Source organism: Neoehrlichia mikurensis (assembly GCF_019186785.1).
Lineage (GTDB): Bacteria > Pseudomonadota > Alphaproteobacteria > Rickettsiales > Anaplasmataceae > Neoehrlichia > Neoehrlichia mikurensis.
Map to the genome: position 1 here is coordinate 542,282 of NZ_CP066557.1, position 21,142 is coordinate 563,423.

A 21,142-nucleotide genomic window follows, 5' to 3' on the forward strand; every position below is an offset into this window, starting at 1 on the left:
TATATCTTACAAGTAATTTCGTATTAAAATTTCTAATATTTGAACTGCATTTAATGCTGCACCTTTTCTTAAATTATCTCCTACTACCCACATGCTTAACCCATATGGTACTGTATTATCTTTTCTTATTCTTGAAACGTAAATATAATCATCGTTTACGCAATCAATAGGAGTTGCGTATCCTTTATCCTTTCTTCTATCTAATACTAATATTCCAGGTGCTTCTTCTAAAGCCTTGATAGCTTCTTGTTCTGAAATTTTAGAAGTGAATTCAATATTTAGTGATTCAGAATGGGATACAAATACAGGTACTCTTACACATGTAGCACTTATTTGTATTTCTTTATCTAAGATTTTTTGCGTTTCTACTTGCATTTTCCATTCTTCTTTAGTTGAACCATTATTCAGAAAAACATCTATATGAGGAATACAATTAAAAGCAATTTGTTTTGTAAATTGCTTAGGAGCTATATTTTTGTTCATAAATATTCCTTTAGTTTGGTTATATAGCTCATCCATAGCAGCCTTTCCTGCTCCTGATGTTGATTGATAAGTAGATACTACAACTCTTTTGATTTTGGATATTTGATGTAAAGGATTTAGTACCATTACCATTTGTATAGTGGAACAATTTGGATTGGATATTATATATTTCTTTTTATAATTTTGAATATCGTGAGAATTAACTTCAGGAACAATTAACGGCACATCTTCATTCATTCTAAAAAGAGAAGAATTATCTATTACTATACACCCTTGTGATGTTACTTTTTCTACATATTGTTCTGCAACTGATGATCCAGTAGCAAATATAGCTACATCAACATTAGAGAAATCATATCCATCTAGTACTCCACAAGAAATTATTTCTTTTTTGCCATAGCTTATTTTTTTTTCAAAAGATTTCTTTGATGCTAGTGCTATAACATTTTCTACAGGAAATGATTTTTGTGCTAAAATATTAATTGCTACTCTTCCAACATTTCCTGTTGCTCCTACAATAGCTATTTTACAACTCACAGAATTTCTCTATATGTTAAATGACATTAGAGAGCTAATAAGATGAGTATTATAATCCGAAGATTTTTTAAAAGCATCATTAAACGCTGCTTTTATTAAATCCTCAATTAAAATTGATTTTTCCGATAATAATGAAGGATCAAGTTTAATTTCTTGAACTTGGTAATTTATAATATTAGATAAAGATAGTTTTACTGATACTTTACCTCCAAGAGATGATCCTTCAAAAACCTGCGTTTTTTGATAATTTTGAAACTCAGAAAATTTTTTTTGTATAATATCTTGTAGATTAGAAAATTGTTGGTTATCGAATGACATTTTAATTACCTAGAAAGCTATTTAATTTTTTATGTTAATAATTTTTGCCCCACTAAACTTATTTAGTATATCTTGAACAACTTCACTATAACATGAATTTTCATGATTTTTAATATCAATTTTTTCTTTTATTGTTATAGTCCATTTTTGATTAGTTAATTTTTGTAAAAATTCTTCTAATGTATTAGAAAAATTATTAGGAAATATGTAAGAAGTAACAATTATTAGTTTATTAACTTCGCAAAAAATTTCAGAATTACTACTATTTAGATGATTATATAAATCATGTTTATCATTTTCCTTTAGTAAGTTTAGTAATTTTTGCAATATAGAAGTTGCATTTTGATTGTTTTTATTTTGGTAAAGTTTATCAACAATTTGTTTTGGTGAAGGCAAGTTTGATAAATAGCAAAGTCTAATGATTAACATTTCAGCAGCTTGATAAATATATTCAGAATGTTTAATTTCTTGTAATCCTTTAAATAAGGCTTGCCATAATCTTGATAAAAATGTAGTGGAACAAATTTTTTCGTTATTTAATTTTATTAATTCATTGATACTGTTATCTTCTGTAATATAACTAATTGATGATAGACATACATTGTAAATAAGTTGCAACATATCATTCAATACAATTACAGAAGTTGTTGATTTACATGCGATTTTAAAATCATCAAGAGCTTTAGAAGGATTCCCTAATATTATTGATTTAAATATATTTATTAATTCTTGCTTACCTGTACATCCTAATAACTTTCTTATTTTTTCTTCAGAGAGATTATTATTTGTATATATTGCTGATTGTTCTAAAAGAAATAAAGCATTTCTTACAGATCCTTCAGAATGATTAGCTATTAAGTTTATACTTTCTTCATCAAATACAAAATTTTCTTTTAGAGATATTTCTTTTATATGTTTTTTTAAATTAGATAGCGATACTTTTTCTAAATCAAATCTTTGACACCGAGATATAACAGTAGTAGGTATTTTTTTTGCTTCTGTTGTTGCTAAAATAAACTTTACATGAGGAGATGGTTCCTCTAATGTTTTAAGAAGTGCATTAAATGCACTATTAGAAAGCATATGTACTTCATCTATTATATAAACCTTAAATTTACAGCTAATAGGTAAATAATATGAATTTTCAAGTATAATTTTTATATCTTCTATACCGGTATTACTTGCAGCGTCAATTTCTATTACATCTGAATTGCTAGAATTTTTTATAGATATACAATTCACACAGTTATTACAAGGATCTAATGTTGGACCTAAAGAACAATTTAAGCATAAAGATATAATACGTGCAGAAGTGGTTTTACCAATACCACTTGATCCCACTAATAATATAGAACTGGGAATTTTATTTAAGTGAAATGAATTTTGCAAAATTTGAACTAGAACTTCTTGTCCGACTAAATCCTTAAAATTATTTGGCCTATATTTTAATGCAAGATTCATATTCACAAGCTAATATCAAACGGGGTAACATAACCCAAAAAGAAATTGCTACGGCTGCTTTATTTCTAACCTGACCGACTTTACAAGTTTTTTGCTTATGTTACCCATTACATTATAATTGTATTATAATAAATATCAATAAAAAATTATTAGCTATCATCTTTAAAAGATTAATAAAAATATGTTGTTTTATATTTAAAATTAATTTTTTTATTATAAAATAAGTAATTATACTATGTATATTTTTCAAGTTTTTTTACGTATAAATAACTTTTTATTATCATAAAATAGAAGTTTACATACTTATATTGAAAACATTTTATATTATGTTCTTAAAATTCTTTCACGTGTAAGTAATTTTTATTATTATAAAATGGAATTTTATATACTTAATATTAATGGTTTTTTTATTAGAAGGAGTTTTATGAGTTTAAAATCTGCAATAATATTATCTGGATGTGGTCATTTGGATGGTTCTGAAATTAGGGAAACAGTTTTAGTTATGCTTGAACTTGATAAACATGGCATAGAATTTAAATGTTTCGCTCCAAATGCAAATCAAAAACAAGTAATTAATCATGTTAATAAAGAAAATTCTAGTGATACCAGAAATATTTTAGTAGAATCTGCTAGAATTTCTAGAGGCGAAGTTTACAATATTAGTGATATAAAGACTGATGAATTTGATATGTTAATTATTCCTGGAGGATATGGAGTAGCAAAAAATTTTTCTAATTTATTTGATAATGATGGTGTAGTGAAAGTCATTTCTTGTATACAAGATACTATTTTAAATTTTTATAATGCTAAAAAATTAATAGGAGCTGTATGCATAGCACCTGCAATTGTAACTGTTGCTTTAAAAGATTTAGCTAAAATTAAAGTTACAATAGGAGATGACAAAGATAACTTAATAGAGAAATTGGGAGGAATGCATATTTATTGTGATACTGATAAATCTGTTACAGATAAAAATAATAGAATATTTTCTTGTTCTGCTTATATGCGTAATGATAGTTTATATAAAATATACCTTGGTATACAAAATATGATAAATTCTATGGTTAATTTTTAAAATAATTTAACGTTATTTAGTGCTATTTATTCACTTATTTATGTAATGTAACTTAATAATATTATGATAATATGTTATGTAGAATATGACTATTATATTAAAATGTAAATTTCAGTTTATAAAAATATAACTGCATTAATTGTTGTAAGTAAAATATATATATATATATTGATATTCTGTAATTATTTATCATCCAAGTATTGCTTTAAAAGAGTTGCTATATCTAATAATCTAACCGCAAATGCCCATTCGTTATCATACCATGCTGATATATAACATAAATTGTTATCAATTACATTTGTTTCTGATAAATCTACTATTGCACTGTAAGTTGTGTGAGTAAAATCTATGGACACTAATTTTTCTTCAGTAAATGATATTACTTCCGAAGTCTGAGATTCATTTTTTATAATATTATTTATTTCATTTTTATTAGTTTCTTTAACAGTATTAAATACTATATTACTCATTGAAATATTTGGCGTTGGAACTCTTATAGCAGTACCATTTATTTTGCCTTTAAGATGAGGTATTATTAATTCGATAGTCTTTGTTGCACCAGTAGTCGTAGGAATTATTGACATCATACATGCTCTAGCTCTTCTGATGTCTTTATGATTATTGTCAACTAAATTTTGATCGTTAGTGTATGAATGTATTGTAGTAATAAAACCACTTTTTATTCCTACATTATTATCCATTATATCAAGGATAGGTGCTACGCAATTTGTTGTACATGATCCAGCAGAGATTATATCATGATTACTTTTTAAAATGCTATTATTTACTCCGTAAATAATGGTACAATCAGAATCTGAAACAGGTGCTGAAACTATAACTTTCTTTACTGTGGAATTAAGATGTTTTTGAGATAGTTCTTTCGTATTAAATTTTCCTGTACATTCTATTACGATTTCAACTCCATATTTTTCCCAAGGTATATTTGCTGGATCTTTTTCTAAAAGTAATGGAATTGTTTTGCCACATATTTCAATCCCTTGAGAATTTTTGTGTACATTGTATGGAAATTTTCCATGGACAGAATCATACTGTATTAAATGCTTATGTATGTCTATATTAGTTGAACCATTAATGGCAACTAAGTCTATCTGATTATGAAAATTTAACTCAAAAATTGCTCTTAGTACACATCTTCCTATTCTTCCTAGACCATTTATTCCAATTTTTATTTTTTTCACATTTTACCTTATTTTAATATATTTGGCATTAATAACTAGAACTTTTTGTTATTAAAATCAATCATAAATAATAAAGTTGCTTAAATATTTTAAATTAATTATACATTATTGTTACTTTATTAAAATAATTTTTTGATATATTTTACATATCCTATTAATACACTTTATGTAAGTAAAAATATGGACTACATTTTTTTGTAACTTTATTCATGTTTTTTTGTGAATTACCTATATTTTTTTAAGGTCATATTATTTTAATGATTAAGAAGTTTAATATATTACTTTGCTGTCGGTTATTTTATTATGTATGCTATATCAAAATATTATTCATGTTATTTAGCAGTGATCAGGATAAATAATTTCCGGTTTTTATAGAAAAAAAGCGTAACTTATTTATAAAAGATTATATAATTGCTGTAAGTCAGCACCTATAATTACCAAATATAACCTTGTTTACTTCATTGAAATTACTCTCTTACTTCTTTACGATGTTTTATACCACATTAAGTTGCATTTTATTCACAAATATATAATAGAAAATAGGTTTTCACATATAATATTATAAATATTTATCGATTTCATATATTAAGTTTTCTAAATAAAGATGAACCATCAATAATTGAACAAAATTACAATATAATACCTAAACTATATTTAATATTATTTTAGTAAAATATGTAAAAATGATATATAAGTGCTATTTTGAAGTGAATTTAATTAAGACAACTTGAATAATATTTTAATGTTTATGATATCCATGATTACAATAATAAAATTAACTTATCAGAGATAGCATTTTAAATATTTGTTAATATTATAACTAGCTTAACATTAATAACAGATTTATTGAACGTGTATTTTAATGTATCTGATATAGTTTTAATTTTTTGTATATTTATAATGGCTTATATATTATAAAAATATAAAAAATGTTATTTTTACTTTAAATTTAACAATAATATCGTAATTTGAAATAAAAGCTTTTAAACTATCAGTTTTATAATTATATACTTTAAATACTTGTCGAAGATTTAACTAAAATATTATTTTCTTTAGTGTTAATGGTTATCATTTATAGAAGCAAAAATGCTTTTTTGATTATTTAGTAAATGTTGTTATTTTTTTGATATATAATTTACTACATTTTTGTTAGTATTACATATGATATTTTTTTATAGTCATATGTAAAAGTTATGAAAATTAATAATATATAAGTTTGAAATAAAAATATAAAGTTTGTAATATAGGATTCAAATATTATAGTCTCTTTAAAGTTGTTTTTTTGCGTAATTGTATAAAATTTTTATATAAATCCTAAATCAAAATTTTAACTTTTTTTAATTTATATTTTTACTATAGAAATAAAGTTTTTAATAATAAATTAAATATTAAGTTTTATAGTTTTCTTTAATGGTTGTTATTAGCGAACTAAAGTAAATCAATGGCAACTTGTTTTACGTAGTTTTATTTTTGATATATTGAATTATGTAATTGTGAAAAAAATTTAAATATACGATTATATCTAAAATGATATAATATTAAGTTATTATCTTTTATTGACAAATATTATTACATTTATTGTTTAAAATAATATTTTACTTGTTAGATTTTTACCTTGTTTATGAACATAAAACTTTAGCATAATGATTTATAATCATATAATAAGCAACTTTTATAATTGATAGCAACTTTAGTTTTTTTAGGAATAAGTTATGTTAGATATATTACGTAAATTCTACCCATTAGTAGAAGAATATGATAACGACGATGAAAGGGAGATATCTAATGATAGTGAAATATCTAATATTAGTGTAAAGTTAAAAACACAAAATGATGTAATGTCAATTATTATATTATACATGGTGTTAGAAAGATTAAAAAATGTAAAAAAGATAAATTATTTAAGACAAATAGCTGTACAAGTAGGAAGTGCTCTATTTACATTTGCTTGGTTAATGTTTTTAGTATTGCCTCACGTTAATATTAATGTTGCTATAAAAAATAAAATATTTAGGGCATCAGAGTTTATAGCATTATTAGGATGTTATATTTTCTTTGTTTGTGGATTAACATTAATTGGATACATTGAAAGGGAACAAAAGAAATGTGATGAAGTAGCTCTTCATTTGATGCAATTGGAGCAATTAAAAGCATTGGGATTACAATCTTATACAGATATGCAATTTAATAAAATTGCTGATACTAGGGAAAAAAGAATAATTAAATTTCTTAGTAATCATGGCAATAAATTTGACTTATTTGGTACATCGCTTACTACTATCATGCAAACCATTTCTTGTGTTAGCTTATTGTTAATGGTGTGTGGCAATAGTTTTGATATTAGTAAATTTCCTGAAAGTACAAAATTTAATTTACAAGGTATAGTAGATACAATAGGAAATATTTTCTTTTTTACTTCAACTTTTATGTTTTTAGTAGCCAATTTACTACAAAACAGAGCTAAACATTATAAATCTCCTGATGATAAAAAAGTTACTTTAGCACTGACATCCATATGTTTAGGTGCTGCATTAATTCTTTTAGGTAAAATTTTAGTATCTCTTGAAGCTAAAAATAATATATCATACGGGTTAGGAATGAATGGTATTTCTGTAGGAATTATAACTCGTATTGTTGGTATGGCACTTTTTTGTATGGCATATGCTTTTATGATGCATAAGAATCGTCAAGATATTTCTAAAGTTGAAGCAAAAATCAACGAATTGCAAGTATGCAAATCTCTTGATAAGGACAAATTATCAAAATCGTAACAAATTTATTTCATAGTGCGTAGAAAAAAATTGATATTAAAAATCATGAAAATCCATGTTATAGTGAAGTTGTTCAAGATATACTAAATAAGTTTAGTGGGGCAAAAATTATTAACATAAAAAATTAAATAGCTTTCTAGGTAATTAAAATGTCATTCGATAACCAACAATTTTCTAATCTACAAGATATTATACAAAAAAAATTTTCTGAGTTTCAAAATTATCAAACCCTTTAATTTATACAGGATTTATAGTTAATTTTTTGAATACAATTATAAGTACAAAACTTCTAAAAAGATAGTTGATTATGTAGTTATGATGTTCCATTTAAAACTTAACATTGTAAATTTAATAATGACTAAATTAGCTCAGCACTTAATTTATATTTAGGTACTTAATTAATGACACAACAATATTTTGCTAATATGATAGGCAAGTTTAATATCTATTTAAGCTAGAATATGTATGTGATATTGAAATGGTAGCTAACTTTATTATTAATACATAACTTATTCTTTTATGAAATATAGAAATTAATAAGATCTTTTTTATTAATACATAAATTAAAGTATTTTTTAAAAAAGATTTATTAGAATTTAACAAAATTAATTTAAACGGCATGTATTCTTTAATTATACAAACTTATAATTTTACAGTTGAATTTTTGTTTGTTTAATGTTAGAATACATAGCTGCTAAATAAATTTATAAGGTCTAAGTATGAATAATTATGATGTGCAATTTAAGAATACGTATTATTGTACCGGGCTTAGAAATTATTTAATTAAGATTTATAATTATATGGCCATGGCTTTAGGTTTAACAGGAGTTGTTGCTCTTATGGTTTCATCTTCTAATTTTTTAATGTCGATGATATATAATACACCATTGCATTGGGTTATTATGATAGCACCTATTGCTTTAGTTTTTTTTATGTCTTATAAATTAAATACCCTTAGTTTTCAGTCATTGATGGCAATATTTTTCAGTTTTTCAGCACTTATAGGTGTTTCTATATCATATATATTTATGGTATATACTGCTGAAAGTATAGCTAGAGTATTTTTTATTTCTTCTTCTATGTTTGGTTTGATGGCTTGGTATGGTAATACAACAAAAAATGATTTGTCAAGGTTTAGTACATTTTTAATGATGGGTGTTGTTGGTATAATAATAGCTTCCTTGGTGAATATATTCTTAGGCAGCCAACCTCTTCAATTTGCTATTTCTATAGTTGCAGTAGTATTATTTACAGCTATGACGGCTTATGATGCTCAAAGAATAAAAGATATGTATTATAGGTTTAATGATGGTTCGGATATTACTATAAATAAAATGGCTATCATGGGAGCAACTAGCTTGTACTTTAATTATATAAATATATTTCTTAATTTACTTAATTTACTAGGGGATCGTAAGTAAGGTTTTGTGTACAGAAAAAAAATTTTAACCTATTCTTCTGTTGATATAAATTTTATTAAGATTTTATCTAGTAAGATTGCTGCTAATTTAACAAAAGGAGATGTGTTATTTTTAACTGGTGACTTAGGAGTTGGTAAAACAACAATTTCTAGGTTTATAATTAATTATTTTTTACCTAATGAGGATGTTTATAGTCCTACCTTTAGTTTAGTAAATGAATACCAGTGTAGTATATTTAATATATATCATGCTGATTTTTTTAGATTAAAAACTATTGATGAAATATACGAAATTGGCATCCTTGAGATGGCCATGGATAATGTTAGTATTATTGAGTGGCCAGAGTTAGTTTACAATATACTAAGATTTAGTTTACATGTTAATATACAATATTCCAGTAAAAAGGAAAATCAACGTAATATAACAATGCAGTGTAATCAATATTGGTACACAAGTTTAAAAAAATAAAGTTATTTCGCACATAGTACCATACTTAAAACATTACCTTCTTTTTTTGGAAGAACTTCTGGTTTTGCAATATCTTGAGTATCTGTGATTAAACGTTCTAATATATTCATACCTACTTCTGGATGTAGAATTTCTCTTCCGATAAATCTTAATGATATTTTAACTTTATTTTTTTTTTCTATAAAACTTCTTAAATTTCCTAGCTTAATATTATAATCATTATCTCCTATATTTAACCTGAATTTAAGCTCTTTTATAGAAATAGTTTTTTGTTTTTTCTTTGAATCATTTATTTTTTTCTTATTACTATACCTGTGTTTACTATAGTCAAATATTTTACATAGAGGATATTCATCGTCTGGAACTATTTCTACTAAATCTAAATTAGCAAGCTTAGCTCTTGACAATGCATCCTCTATATCAACGATACCTATCATAACGCCATTTGTATCAACGAGCTTTACTTTTTTAGCAGTAATAAGATCATTAATCTTATTTCTTTGAGATGATTTGTTTGTTTTCAAATTTTAACCATAAATACAGTAATATTATAAGATGCTAGCATAACTTAATAATGTTTTCAATGCTTTATCAATAGATACAGTATGTTGATCAGAAGAACCTAAATATCTTATAGATACAGAATTTTGTTCAATTTCTTTTTTACCTATTATCCATATAATTGGTACTTTTCGGGAAGAATAATAACGTATTTTGTAATTGATATTTTCGCTTGTTGTGTCAACTTCAACTCTTATATTATGTTGTTCTACCTTTAATTTTAGTTTTTCGACATAATCTTCTGAGTAATTAGTAATTGTTAATATAGCTAATTGTACTGGAGATAGCCAAATAGGAAATTTTCCTGCATAGTGCTCAATTAAAATACCTATAAATCTTTCAAAAGTTCCTAAAATAGCTCTATGAATCATTACAGGATGATGTTTTTTTCCATCACTTCCTGTATAAACAGCATTTAGTCTATTTGGTAAAACAAAATCTAATTGTAAAGTACCACATTGCCATTCTCTGCCTATTGCATCTTGTAGTATAAATTCTATTTTTGGTCCGTAAAATGCTCCTTCCCCTGGATTTAGCGTATAATCTAAATTTGCAAATTTAATAGAATTTTTTAATGCTTCTTCAGCTTTATCCCATGATTCATCACTACCTACTTTTTTTTCTGGACGATCTGCAAATTTTACTCTTATGTTATTAAACCCAAAATCCTTGTAAACTTCTTTTAATAAATTACAAAAGCTTAAAGTTTCTGAAGTAATTTGATCCTCTGTACAGAAAATGTGAGCATCATCTTGAGTAAATCCACGCACTCTCATTAACCCATGTAAAGATCCAGATGATTCATATCTATGGCATATACCAAATTCTGCCATACGCAAAGGTAAATCGCGGTAACTTTTAATTTTATAATTAAAAATTTGTACATGACATGGACAATTCATTGGTTTTATTGATAATACTTTTTCATCTACTTGACTTAAAAACATATTTTCGCGAAATTTTTCCCAATGTCCGGATTTTTCCCATAGTTCCATGTTTATTAACATTGGAGTTTTTACTTCAATATAACCATTACTTTTAAGTTTTTTTCTTATGTATTCTTCTATTAAACGATAAATTACCCATCCGTTATTATGCCAAAATATTTGCCCTGTAGCTTCATCTTGAATATGAAATAAATCTAATTCTTTTGCTATTTTTCTATGATCTCTTTTTTCTACTTCTTCAAGATATGTTAAATAAGATTTTAAATCTTTAGGTTGAGACCATGCTGTACCATATATACGTTGAAGCATAGGATTACTTGAGTTACCTTCCCAATAAGCTCCAGAAACTTTCATTATTTTAAAAGCTTTTATTGATTGTGTGGAAGGAGAATGTGGACCACTGCAAATATCTATGAAATTACCTTGTTGATATACAGTTACACTTTCATTTTCTGGTATATTATGTATTAATTTAACTTTATAAAGTTCTTCCATATTGAGAAAAAAGTCTATTGCTTTTTGTCTATTCCATGTTTCACATATAAATTTTTCTTTACGGTTTATGATTTCTGACATTTTGATTTCTATAAGTTCGATATCTTTAGTTGAAAAGGAATAATCTGTTGCAAAGTCATAATAGAAACCATCTTTAATTACTGACCCTGTAGCTAACTTAACATTATGAAAAATTTCTTTAACGGCTCTTGCCATAACATATGCTGCATCTTGACGTATAATATTTATTCCAACATCACTATTTATAGTAATTGGTTCAATAGTACTATCATTAAATATTTTGACCGACAAATCACATAAAACATCATTTACTTTTAAGGCAATTATTAAGTTCTTGATTTGTGGAAATAATAATGCAATTATATCAAACCCTGTAGATCCTGCATTGAATGTTTTTGTACATACGGAAGATGTAATTGTTATCATTTTAATGAACTTTAATAGTAATTATTAATAATAGTGTGATTTTTCTATTATTGCAAATATACTTTCTCTATAGGGTATTTTACATGTTAGATGATAAATCTTTAAAAGACAAAGTAAGAAAATGTATTTCTTACTTATTAAAACGTAATTTTAAAATTGTTTTAGCGGAATCTTGTACAGGTGGATTATTATCGTTTCTTTTTACTTCTATACCTGGAGCTTCAAAAATTCTTGATACTTCTTTTGTAACATATTCGAATGAGTCTAAAATTAATGTACTTAATGTAGATAGAAATATTATATACAAATTTGGTGCAGTTAGCATGGAAGTATCTCGTTTAATGGCTATAGGAGCTTTAAATATTTCTTCTTTAGCAAATATTTCAATATCTATAACAGGATTTGCTGACTCATATCAAGATATATGTGAAGAAGGTTTAATTTATAAAGATGAGTTAGTAGGATTAGTATATATAAGTTGCATAACTCCTAATAATGAACGTACTATAAAATTTAATTTTGGAAAAATATCAAGATATAAAATACAAATGAATGCTGCTAATGCGGCAATTGATTGTATTATTAGTATGATTTAAATTATATCAGTGATAATTTGTATTATAATGTCATATTTCTTAATTTTTTTCATAAAACAAAAATTATTAATAATGTGTTTTTAGAGTTAAAAAAACGGTTATTATTCCTAATAGGATTATATTCTTTGGTTGTAGTATTTCATTTATACATTATTTCAGTTTGATGTCAAATATGATATATTAACTTTTTTTTTATTCTTCAAAAAAAATTATAATATTAGTATTGATATCAACTAATAAACCTGCTGCACTATAAATTATAGGTTAATAAATGTCATTCAAGTATGGTATAAACAATTTATCAGTAACATTCAATATAAATTGAAAAATTGGTGTTTCTTAATCTTAAGTTATGTACTGATAATAATTACACAGTAAGACTATTATAAGTAGGGTTATAAAATTCCTTAAGATTTGTTGGTTTTTGTATAATATATGGATGTGCTAATATTGAAAATGTCTCTTTTTTAAAAGCTAATGAACCTAAAAATACCTATCAAGCTAAGTTTGATATGAATTATTATACTAGTTCTAATATTAGAATATTTTTTGGAGTTTATTATCACGGAATTTCAAAAAATGAACATAAAGAATACCTTTTTATATAGTTCACATGTCACAGACATAAAATTATAGATGTTTCAGCACATTTATACAGCTTATTTTGGAGCAGAATTAGGCTTAAGGTCAACTTTAGTAAGATTTAGATGGGGTTTTATGCATATAATTTATGTCATATAAGGATCTAAGAGGTTTTTATTAGCGATTTAGAAAAAATCTCTGATTTTATAAGAGTCAAAGAACAGGTATCTTCCTTAATGGTTATCAATCAAATGCTTAAGATATTTTTCTATCTATTATAGATAATTAAAAGGCATTACCTATAAAGCATATGCAAAAACACTACTATCTATATTAAGATGTTTTTCTTAATTTATCATTACGTTCTTTTATTCTAGCGGATTTACCGAATAAGCTTAACATATAGTAAAGCTTTGCTCTACGCACCTTTCCTAATTTAATCACTTCAATAGAATGTAAAGTAGGAGAAAAAAGAAATATTTGTATTTGTATACTTTCACCATGACTTACTTTACGTAATGTAAAAGAAGAATGAAGACCTTTATTTCTTTTTTTTATGCATACACCTTCAAGTGTTTGATTGCGATCAGTTAACCCATCTGAAACGCGTATAGTAACTTTTAATGTATCTCCAGGACGAAAATCAGGTATAGCTTTTGATAATAACTTCATTTGTTGATCATTGAAATCTTTAAGCATTTTATTCATGTATTTCTCCACTTTTCTTTACTAATTCAGGACGCTTTTGCTTTGTTATATCATAAGATTGTTTTTTTTGCCACTCTTTTATTTTTTTATGATTACCAGACAATAATACATCTGGAACATCTAAACCCATCCATGTTGATGGTCTAGTATATTGAGGATATTCTAATCCATTATTAAAACTTTCATCAATTAAACTATCTGTGTTGCCAATTATTCCAGCAATAAGTCTAACACAGGAATCTATTAATACCATAGCAGCAAGTTCCCCTCCAGATAATATATAGTCTCCTATACTTATTTCTTGAAAATTATAAAAATCTAAAATTCTTTTATCTATACCCTCAAATCTACCACATAATATAGTTATGTTAGTAAAATGTACAATTTGTCTAGAAATATTCTGGGTTAATGTTTTCCCGCTAGGTGACATATAAATAAGCTTTGTATTAGAGTGCTTACTAATGACATGATCTATTGCTAGTCCTACTACATCTGCTTTCATTATCATTCCAGGACCTCCTCCATAAGGTCTATCATCAACAGTTTTATGTTTATCATGTGCAAATGATCTTATATCTATAATATTAAGTGACCAAATACCTTTCTTGAGAGCTTTTCCTATTATAGAATAACTTAATGGTCCAGGAAACATTTGTGGAAATATTGTTAATATATTAAAAATCATTATTTACTGCCTATGATTTCTGGTAAAGTTAAAACTAAGTATCCTTCCTTAAGGTTAATATCTGGAAAAACATTTTCTGTAAAAGGAAGCATAACAGATTTTTTTTTGTTTAATAATGATAATTCTATGATGTCACATGATCCGAAATTATGTATTGCTTTCACAAATCCATATGGAACTTTATCACTAAAAACAACTTGTAATCCTATTAATTCATCGTGATAAAATTCACCTTCTTTTAAAGGTGGTAACTTTACTTTGTCCATATATAAATATTTGTTTCTTAATTTTTCTGCTTCAGTACGTGAATTGATATTTTGAATTTGTGCGACTATTACATTGTTTTTTAAAGTAGATGCTATACGAATAGTATATGTATTTATTTTATCTGTTAACGTTATATAAGAAGTAAATTTTATTATATCTTGAATAAAAATTTTTATTTTAACATTACCATGAATTCCATGAGGAGATGTTATTACACCAATACATATAAAACCATTTGTCATAAATAAGTTATTTTAATTTATATGATATTAATATATTAAATAAAATACTATTTTTTACAAGTTTATAAATTATATAAGTATAAGTTAATGCTTATAGAATGGATGTAAAATATTTTTAGTCAAAAGATGATAGAAGATTCAATTAATATTACTAATAAAAGTAACTTTTTGCTAATTCTATTATTGGATAATATTTTATTTCTTTAATAATTTGTAGACAATACAAACGCGACATTAATCAGAAATAGCCAATAAATATATTCCTGTTGCTAATTCTATTATTGGATAATATTTTATTTCTTTAATAATTTGTAGACAATACAAACGCGACATTAATCAGAAATAGCCAATAAATATATTCCTGTAAAAAAATAACTTAATATCAAAGGTATATTAAAATTATATATAGTTGTAATACTAATGTATAATACGTTTCACGTGAAACATTTTGTAGTAGATATTACGTTAAGTTTTTATTGGTTTGATTTTTATCTATTTAATAATATTTTAAAAGCGTTTTTTTTATTATCACTTCAAGTTTATTCATGTATTTGTTATAACTACTATATTATGCTAATGATTTAAAGTGATATATTACTCATTGTATCTACATAATGTACTTGTAGTAATTTTTTTATGCAACTTTTTACTATAGCAAAGTTTCTATGTATATTATTAACTCTGATATTAATTTAGCAACGCTTCTATTGTTTCCTCCCTCAGCTTATTGTAGTAGGGGGTGTCAATGTCAGTATATATATCTTAAATAAGAATCTTCGTTTGGAGTAAAGAAGAGCATATATTTTTTAATAGAAGAGCATAATCGTCTTATGCAGTAAGATAAAGTATCGCTCATATGGTTGTTATAATTAAAAATTTCATTAGCATTAATACATATATTGCATTAATGCGTTCTAGCCTAATTCTTATATGATATATTTGATAGCTTATAAATCGTGACACTAAATATACTTTGCTATCTTAATTGGTATTAAAGTGATTTGAAACAAAAATTATGTTAAAAACATTTTTTTAAAGTAAATTATGTAAAATAGTTGATGATATACCTTATGGAGGGGATCCTGGAATGATAATGAAAGCAGATGTAATAGGATTAGCAATAGACCATGTTATTAGTAAGTACTCTAATACAAAGCTTATTTAATATCTTATTGTATATCAATAAAAATTTCTAACTTAATATTAAGTGTATAATATATTGTTTATAATTATTTTATAAATCACTAGGTGTTGTGTTTGGAATATAATACTGAATTATACTAGAATACAAAAAAAATAAACTATTCACTAGATTATAATACAAAACTAGCTTCAGCCACATGATCATCGGTAAATTTATTATGATCAGCAGCTTGAGCATTTTGATTAGCAAATTTAATAGGTTTATGAATAACAGGGGTAATAAAAGTATTATCATGCTACTCATGATAATACTTTTATTACCCCTGTTATTCACGAAGTATTTATAAGCATTTTTAAGGGTACATTTATTAGAGTTTTTTATAATAAACTATATAATTATTAAAAATATTTTTATAAATACTAATAAATTGTAACCATAATAACCGTATAATATTTAATAGAAGATTACGTGTATTAAGAATGTATATTATATAGCTTTTGTGTTAATGTAAGAAATTGCTGATCATTTTTAAAATTAATAGTAATTTGTCCTTTGTTAGTTAATTTTTTTATTGTAACTTTTGCTCCAAGTACTTTAGATAATGAACATTCTAGATTTATTATTGATTCTTTCTTTTGTAATTTTTTATGTGGTGTTTGTAAATTCTTAATTATAGTTTCAGTTTGTCTTACATTTAAATTTAAAGATATAATTTTTTTTGCTACTTCTTCTGCATTAGCTATATTTACTAAAGCTCTTGCGTGACCAAAAGATAATAATTTATTGTTAATCATTGTTTTTACACTTATTGGTAACGATAAAATTCTAATCATATTTGTGATATGGCTACGACTTTTGCCTACTATTAGAGCTAAATCTTCGTGTTTGTAAGAAAATGTATCAATAAGATTTTTATATGCTTCTGCTTCCTCAATAAGTGTTAAATCTTGTCTCTGTATATTTTCAATGATCGAAATTTCTAAACATTGTTGATCATTAATATCTTTTATAATAACTGGTATAGAAGTAAGTTTTGCAATTATACTTGCTCTCCATCTTCGTTCACCTGCAATAATTTCATATCCTTGTTTATTAAAGTCTTTTCTTACAATAATAGGCTGTATAATACCATTTTTAATAATAGATTCTGCTAACTCTTTTAGAGTCTCTTGATCAAAAGTTTTTCTGGGTTGTAAAGTATTAGGATGTAGTGAATTAATAGGAATAGTTACCATCTGAGTACAAGTTTGAGCGTAAGTGCTTGCTGTTTCGCTTATTAATTCATAAATTCCTTTTCCTAAACGTTTTACCATTTATTTATATCCTTTAACTGAATTTTTATAAGGATTATTCTTATCTAATATTTCTTTAGCTAAGTATATATATGCTTGCGAACCTGCACATTTAAAATCATATATTATAGATGGTTTTCCATGTGATGGAGCTTCAGATAATCTTATATTACGAGGAATAACAGTTTTGTATACAACTTCTTTAAGATATTTCCGTATATCATTTTCTACTTGTTCGTTTAATTTATTTCTTTTGTCATACATAGTGAGTAGTATACCTTCTATTTGTAAATGTGGATTTAAATGTTTTTTTATTAATTCTATGGTTTTCATCAAATGACTTAATCCTTCTAGTGCAAAAAACTCGCATTGTAATGGAACAATTACTGAATCTGCAGCAATTAAAGCATTTATTGTCAGTAATCCTAATGATGGAGGACAATCAATAAATATATACTTATATGTGTTTTTTATAGATGATAAAGCTTTTTTAAGTATAAACTCTCTTTTTTCTCGTTGTGTTAGTTCTATTTCTGCAGCTGATAAATCTACATTTGATGATAATAACGATAAATTTGGTATATCAGTATTTAATATTGAAGATGAAATAGGTACATTGTTTACTAATACATCATATGAGGTAACAGTTCTTTTACTATGTGATATACCTAATCCAGTACTACTGTTTCCTTGAGGATCTAAATCTATAAGTAATGTAGGATTATTAATAACAGCAATTGCTGTAGATAAATTTATACTTGTAGTAGTTTTTCCTACACCACCTTTTTGATTTACTATAGCAAAAACTTTACACATATAAAACTTACAAACTCTAATATTAATTATATAAAATGGTAAAAATATGTCACTTAGTTTTTTAAATATTATGCATACATAACAATATTGTTTCACATGAAACATTAATATGTTTGTTATGTGTACTAAACATAAAAAAATGATTAAAGTATTTCAAAATGATGATTTAAAAAATTGCTATATTAATTATATGATATTATAAAAATTTTCAGTTTTTATTTAAGTATTTATTAGTTTTTTTGCTTTTAAAAATTAAGCCTAAAGATTTTTTATGAAATGACATAGTAAAATATCAAGTAATAATATAAATAATGTTAAATATGCTAAAATTATATAAAAAATGATACGTTGTAAAAGAAGGTATATAAAATAGATGTATTTATTTTAATTGAAGAACATTTCATGTTAAATATACGGATTTTTTATTCCTAATTTACCTAATAGTATAATTTCTAAAGATTGCATTTTGGAAGTTTCTTCTGATGTTTTATGATCATACCCTAATATGTGAAGTAATCCATGAATTAACATATGTGCTGTATGATCTATTGCAGGAATTTCAAGTTCAATAGACTCTTTAATTATTGTATCTAATGAAATAAATATTTCTCCCAAACAACAATTATAAGATAATGCTTCATATGTAAAAGAAAGTACATTTGTTGGTTTATCTTTTTTTCTATATTTATAATTAAGCTGATGTAGTAAAATATCATCTGCTAAAACAATGGAAATAATGGGATTGTATTTTAATATGTTTAAGTAATTTAAAGAAAGATTAATTGCTTGTTTGATATAAGTTTTAGGTTTTTTCAAAACATTATACCATTTTTTTCTAAGTATTGTAATGCTTATCACAAAGTAGTGCCGCTAGTTTCTAAAATTACTTTCCATTCATTTAATGTTACAGGAGAGACTGATAACCGTGATTGTTTTAATATTGTCATATTTTGTAAATGCTGATTACTTTTAATTTCATGTAAATAAACTTTTTTATTTAATGCACAATATATTTTTATATCTATAACACTAAACCTACTATCATTGTTATAATATGATTCTTTATATATTTCTACAATCCCTACAATGCATTTTTCTTTGCCTGTATGATAGAAAAAAGCAAGATCTCCTTTTTTCATTTTTTTCATATAATTTTGAGCCTGGTAATTTTTAACATTATCCCATACTGTTACTTGATATTTTACCATATCACTCCACGAAAAATCCTGAGGCTCAGTTTTTAAAAGCCAAAAAACCATTTTATTTTTTTCTTAAAAATGCAGGAATGTTAAACTTTTCTTCATTCCAAGAATTATCTTGGTTATTGGTTTTTAAACTATGAGGTTTTTGATTAAGAATAGCTTCAGACATTCTATTAAATATGTTCTTTTGAGACTTTTCTTCTTTTTTTTCAGATATAATACTATTGATTAGTTCTGTATCTTCAGGATTAGCTGGGTTATAATAAGCAATATTATGATTAGGAGTTAAGTCATCATGTGTGTTACTTAGGTAATTGTTAATAAAGCTCATATTACTTGTAGATTGCTGATCTGTTTGTTTTTGATTTTGTAAAAATTCTTCTTCATTATCAATTCCTGTTGCTAAAACTGATACTCTTATTTTTCCCTCACTATTTTCATTAAATGTTGAACCAAAAATTATATTAGCATTATTGTCGACTTCTTCTCTTATACGATTTGCAGCTGCATCTACTTCAAATAAAGTCATGTCTAATCCACCAGTAATATTTATTAATATACCTTTTGCCCCCTTCATAGAAATATTATCTAATAGTGGATTTGATATAGCTGCCTCAGCAGCAGCTATGGCTCTATTTTCACCATCTGCTTCACCTGTTCCCATCATAGCTTTACCCATTTCGCTCATTACTACTCGTATATCAGCAAAATCTAAATTTATTAAACCTGGCATTACCATAAGATCTGTAATTCCACGAACACCTGTGTGTAACACAGTGTCTGCAAGTTTAAATGCATCTGCAAAAGTTGTGTTTTCATTTGCTATTCGAAAAAGATTTTGATTAGGTATAATTATTAGAGTATCAACATATTTTTGAAGTTCTTCCAATCCAAAATCCGCTATCTTCATACGATGAGCACCCTCAAAGTGAAAAGGTTTTGTTACTACACCTACGGTTAAAATTTTATTTTCTTTAGCTATTTTTGCAATTACAGGTGCTGCACCAGTACCAGTACCTCCTCCCATACCTGCTGTGATAAATAACATATTGCTATCAGAAATTTCTTCCATAATTTCACTTATAGATTCCTCTGCAGCTCCTTTTCCTATTTCTGGTAGTGATCCCGCACCTAATCCTTTTGTGAGATTTATTCCAAGCTGGATTTTTTTTTCTGATAAAGAGTACTCTAAAGCTTGAGCGTCTGTATTTGCTGCTATAAAATTAACTCCATTAAGATTAGACTGTATCATATTGTTTACAGCATTTCCCCCAGCACCTCCCACTCCAAGAACTGTAATTTTTGGTCTTAGTAGAGATTGATCTGGTAAATAAACGTTTAAGGACATACTCATATACTAACCACAGCTCATTTTAACATATTACTACTTAAAGAGATATATGCAAATATTTTCATTATAGTATT

20 protein-coding genes and 1 other RNA gene are annotated in these 21,142 nt (G+C 25.3%); 6 read left to right on the plus strand and 15 right to left on the minus strand.

The features are described from left to right. Positions 1–6: 6 nt before the first annotated feature. From HL033_RS02165 to ffs, 4 genes are all read right to left on the minus strand, one after another. Positions 7–1,020: an aspartate-semialdehyde dehydrogenase gene (locus tag HL033_RS02165; RefSeq protein ID WP_218194443.1), complete on the minus strand. Its 1,014-nt coding sequence runs from the start codon at positions 1,018–1,020 to the stop codon at positions 7–9. A gap of 9 nt (positions 1,021–1,029) precedes the next feature. Beyond that, positions 1,030–1,338, minus strand: coding sequence for a YbaB/EbfC family nucleoid-associated protein (locus HL033_RS02170; protein WP_218194444.1), 309 nt, complete (start codon positions 1,336–1,338; stop codon positions 1,030–1,032). Positions 1,339–1,359: 21 nt separating this feature from the next. Then, positions 1,360–2,799 carry a DNA polymerase III subunit gamma/tau gene (dnaX, locus tag HL033_RS02175; protein WP_218194445.1) on the minus strand — a complete coding sequence of 480 codons (1,440 nt, stop codon included), beginning with the start codon at positions 2,797–2,799 and terminating at the stop codon, positions 1,360–1,362. Between the two features lie 15 nt (positions 2,800–2,814). Next, positions 2,815–2,909, minus strand: an RNA gene (gene ffs / locus HL033_RS02180) — signal recognition particle sRNA small type. Positions 2,910–3,223: 314 nt separating this feature from the next. Between ffs and elbB the strand changes: the two genes are divergently transcribed. Further along, the gene (elbB, locus tag HL033_RS02185) at positions 3,224–3,874 is read left to right on the plus strand and encodes an isoprenoid biosynthesis glyoxalase ElbB (protein WP_218194446.1); all 651 of its coding nucleotides are present in this window, start codon (positions 3,224–3,226) and stop codon (positions 3,872–3,874) included. A gap of 182 nt (positions 3,875–4,056) precedes the next feature. Here elbB and gap read toward each other — a convergent pair whose 3' ends face one another. After that, positions 4,057–5,064 carry a type I glyceraldehyde-3-phosphate dehydrogenase gene (gene gap / locus HL033_RS02190; RefSeq protein WP_218194492.1) on the minus strand — a complete coding sequence of 336 codons (1,008 nt, stop codon included), beginning with the start codon at positions 5,062–5,064 and terminating at the stop codon, positions 4,057–4,059. Between the two features lie 1,721 nt (positions 5,065–6,785). Here gap and HL033_RS02195 point away from each other — a divergent pair. The 3 genes from HL033_RS02195 (at position 6,786) to tsaE (ending at position 9,733) form a co-directional block, all read left to right on the plus strand. Next, positions 6,786–7,844, plus strand: a complete 1,059-nt coding sequence (locus HL033_RS02195) for a hypothetical protein (RefSeq protein WP_218194447.1) — start codon at positions 6,786–6,788, stop codon at positions 7,842–7,844. 719 nt (positions 7,845–8,563) lie between these two features. Next, the gene (locus HL033_RS02200) at positions 8,564–9,265 is read left to right on the plus strand and encodes a Bax inhibitor-1/YccA family protein (RefSeq protein WP_218194448.1); all 702 of its coding nucleotides are present in this window, start codon (positions 8,564–8,566) and stop codon (positions 9,263–9,265) included. Between the two features lie 6 nt (positions 9,266–9,271). Further along, positions 9,272–9,733, plus strand: coding sequence for a tRNA (adenosine(37)-N6)-threonylcarbamoyltransferase complex ATPase subunit type 1 TsaE (gene tsaE, locus HL033_RS02205; RefSeq protein ID WP_246575342.1), 462 nt, complete (start codon positions 9,272–9,274; stop codon positions 9,731–9,733). A gap of 2 nt (positions 9,734–9,735) precedes the next feature. Here tsaE and infC read toward each other — a convergent pair whose 3' ends face one another. Together infC and thrS are read right to left on the minus strand one after the other, a co-directional pair. Beyond that, positions 9,736–10,257 (minus strand): translation initiation factor IF-3, encoded by a 522-nt coding sequence (infC, locus tag HL033_RS02210; RefSeq protein ID WP_218194449.1) that lies wholly within the window; start codon positions 10,255–10,257, stop codon positions 9,736–9,738. A 24-nt stretch (positions 10,258–10,281) separates the two neighbouring features. Further along, positions 10,282–12,183 (minus strand): threonine--tRNA ligase, encoded by a 1,902-nt coding sequence (gene thrS, locus HL033_RS02215; RefSeq protein WP_218194450.1) that lies wholly within the window; start codon positions 12,181–12,183, stop codon positions 10,282–10,284. Between the two features lie 83 nt (positions 12,184–12,266). On the opposite strand from thrS, the gene HL033_RS02220 reads away from it, so the two are divergent. Further along, positions 12,267–12,779, plus strand: coding sequence for a CinA family protein (locus tag HL033_RS02220; protein WP_218194451.1), 513 nt, complete (start codon positions 12,267–12,269; stop codon positions 12,777–12,779). Positions 12,780–13,228: 449 nt separating this feature from the next. After that, complete coding sequence (locus tag HL033_RS04570; protein ID WP_410522109.1) at positions 13,229–13,387, plus strand: P44/Msp2 family outer membrane protein; 159 nt, start codon at positions 13,229–13,231, stop codon at positions 13,385–13,387. 307 nt (positions 13,388–13,694) lie between these two features. Here HL033_RS04570 and rplS read toward each other — a convergent pair whose 3' ends face one another. The 8 genes from rplS to ftsZ all read right to left on the minus strand — a co-directional run bounded on the left by rplS (position 13,695) and on the right by ftsZ (position 21,065). Next, entirely contained in the window at positions 13,695–14,069 is a 375-nt protein-coding gene (rplS, locus tag HL033_RS02230) for a 50S ribosomal protein L19 (RefSeq protein WP_218194452.1), read from the minus strand. Then, complete coding sequence (trmD, locus tag HL033_RS02235; RefSeq protein ID WP_218193680.1) at positions 14,062–14,754, minus strand: tRNA (guanosine(37)-N1)-methyltransferase TrmD; 693 nt, start codon at positions 14,752–14,754, stop codon at positions 14,062–14,064. Before trmD ends, rplS begins: the two co-directional genes overlap by 8 nt. Beyond that, a complete protein-coding gene (gene rimM / locus HL033_RS02240) occupies positions 14,754–15,263 on the minus strand; it encodes a ribosome maturation factor RimM (protein WP_218193681.1) in 510 nt (169 codons plus the stop codon). Before rimM ends, trmD begins: the two co-directional genes overlap by 1 nt. 1,617 nt (positions 15,264–16,880) lie before the next feature. Further along, the gene (locus tag HL033_RS02245) at positions 16,881–17,720 is read right to left on the minus strand and encodes a ParB/RepB/Spo0J family partition protein (RefSeq protein ID WP_218193682.1); all 840 of its coding nucleotides are present in this window, start codon (positions 17,718–17,720) and stop codon (positions 16,881–16,883) included. Next, positions 17,721–18,515: a ParA family protein gene (locus HL033_RS02250; RefSeq protein WP_218193686.1), complete on the minus strand. Its 795-nt coding sequence runs from the start codon at positions 18,513–18,515 to the stop codon at positions 17,721–17,723. 405 nt (positions 18,516–18,920) lie between these two features. Continuing rightward, positions 18,921–19,373 carry an rRNA maturation RNase YbeY gene (ybeY, locus tag HL033_RS02255; RefSeq protein WP_218193688.1) on the minus strand — a complete coding sequence of 151 codons (453 nt, stop codon included), beginning with the start codon at positions 19,371–19,373 and terminating at the stop codon, positions 18,921–18,923. Further along, a complete protein-coding gene (locus HL033_RS02260; protein ID WP_218193690.1) occupies positions 19,370–19,774 on the minus strand; it encodes an EVE domain-containing protein in 405 nt (134 codons plus the stop codon). Before HL033_RS02260 ends, ybeY begins: the two co-directional genes overlap by 4 nt. 1 nt (position 19,775) lies before the next feature. Continuing rightward, entirely contained in the window at positions 19,776–21,065 is a 1,290-nt protein-coding gene (ftsZ, locus tag HL033_RS02265; protein WP_218193692.1) for a cell division protein FtsZ, read from the minus strand. Positions 21,066–21,142 lie beyond the last annotated feature (77 nt).

What these genes read in the sequence shown, in the direction of transcription:
- elbB (WP_218194446.1), top strand. Translation starts at nt 3,224, where the DNA reads ATGAGTTTAAAATCTGCAATAATATTATCTGGATGTGGTCATTTGGAT.
- HL033_RS02220 (WP_218194451.1), top strand. Translation starts at nt 12,267, where the DNA reads ATGTTAGATGATAAATCTTTAAAAGACAAAGTAAGAAAATGTATTTCT.
- HL033_RS02195 (WP_218194447.1), top strand. Translation starts at nt 6,786, where the DNA reads ATGTTAGATATATTACGTAAATTCTACCCATTAGTAGAAGAATATGAT.
- HL033_RS02170 (WP_218194444.1), bottom strand. Translation starts at nt 1,338, where the DNA reads ATGTCATTCGATAACCAACAATTTTCTAATCTACAAGATATTATACAA.
- dnaX (WP_218194445.1), bottom strand. Translation starts at nt 2,799, where the DNA reads ATGAATCTTGCATTAAAATATAGGCCAAATAATTTTAAGGATTTAGTC.
- thrS (WP_218194450.1), bottom strand. Translation starts at nt 12,183, where the DNA reads ATGATAACAATTACATCTTCCGTATGTACAAAAACATTCAATGCAGGA.
- trmD (WP_218193680.1), bottom strand. Translation starts at nt 14,754, where the DNA reads ATGATTTTTAATATATTAACAATATTTCCACAAATGTTTCCTGGACCA.
- HL033_RS02245 (WP_218193682.1), bottom strand. Translation starts at nt 17,720, where the DNA reads ATGGTAAAACGTTTAGGAAAAGGAATTTATGAATTAATAAGCGAAACA.
- rimM (WP_218193681.1), bottom strand. Translation starts at nt 15,263, where the DNA reads ATGACAAATGGTTTTATATGTATTGGTGTAATAACATCTCCTCATGGA.
- HL033_RS02250 (WP_218193686.1), bottom strand. Translation starts at nt 18,515, where the DNA reads ATGTGTAAAGTTTTTGCTATAGTAAATCAAAAAGGTGGTGTAGGAAAA.
- ftsZ (WP_218193692.1), bottom strand. Translation starts at nt 21,065, where the DNA reads ATGTCCTTAAACGTTTATTTACCAGATCAATCTCTACTAAGACCAAAA.
- rplS (WP_218194452.1), bottom strand. Translation starts at nt 14,069, where the DNA reads ATGAATAAAATGCTTAAAGATTTCAATGATCAACAAATGAAGTTATTA.
- HL033_RS02200 (WP_218194448.1), top strand. Translation starts at nt 8,564, where the DNA reads ATGAATAATTATGATGTGCAATTTAAGAATACGTATTATTGTACCGGG.
- HL033_RS02260 (WP_218193690.1), bottom strand. Translation starts at nt 19,774, where the DNA reads ATGGTTTTTTGGCTTTTAAAAACTGAGCCTCAGGATTTTTCGTGGAGT.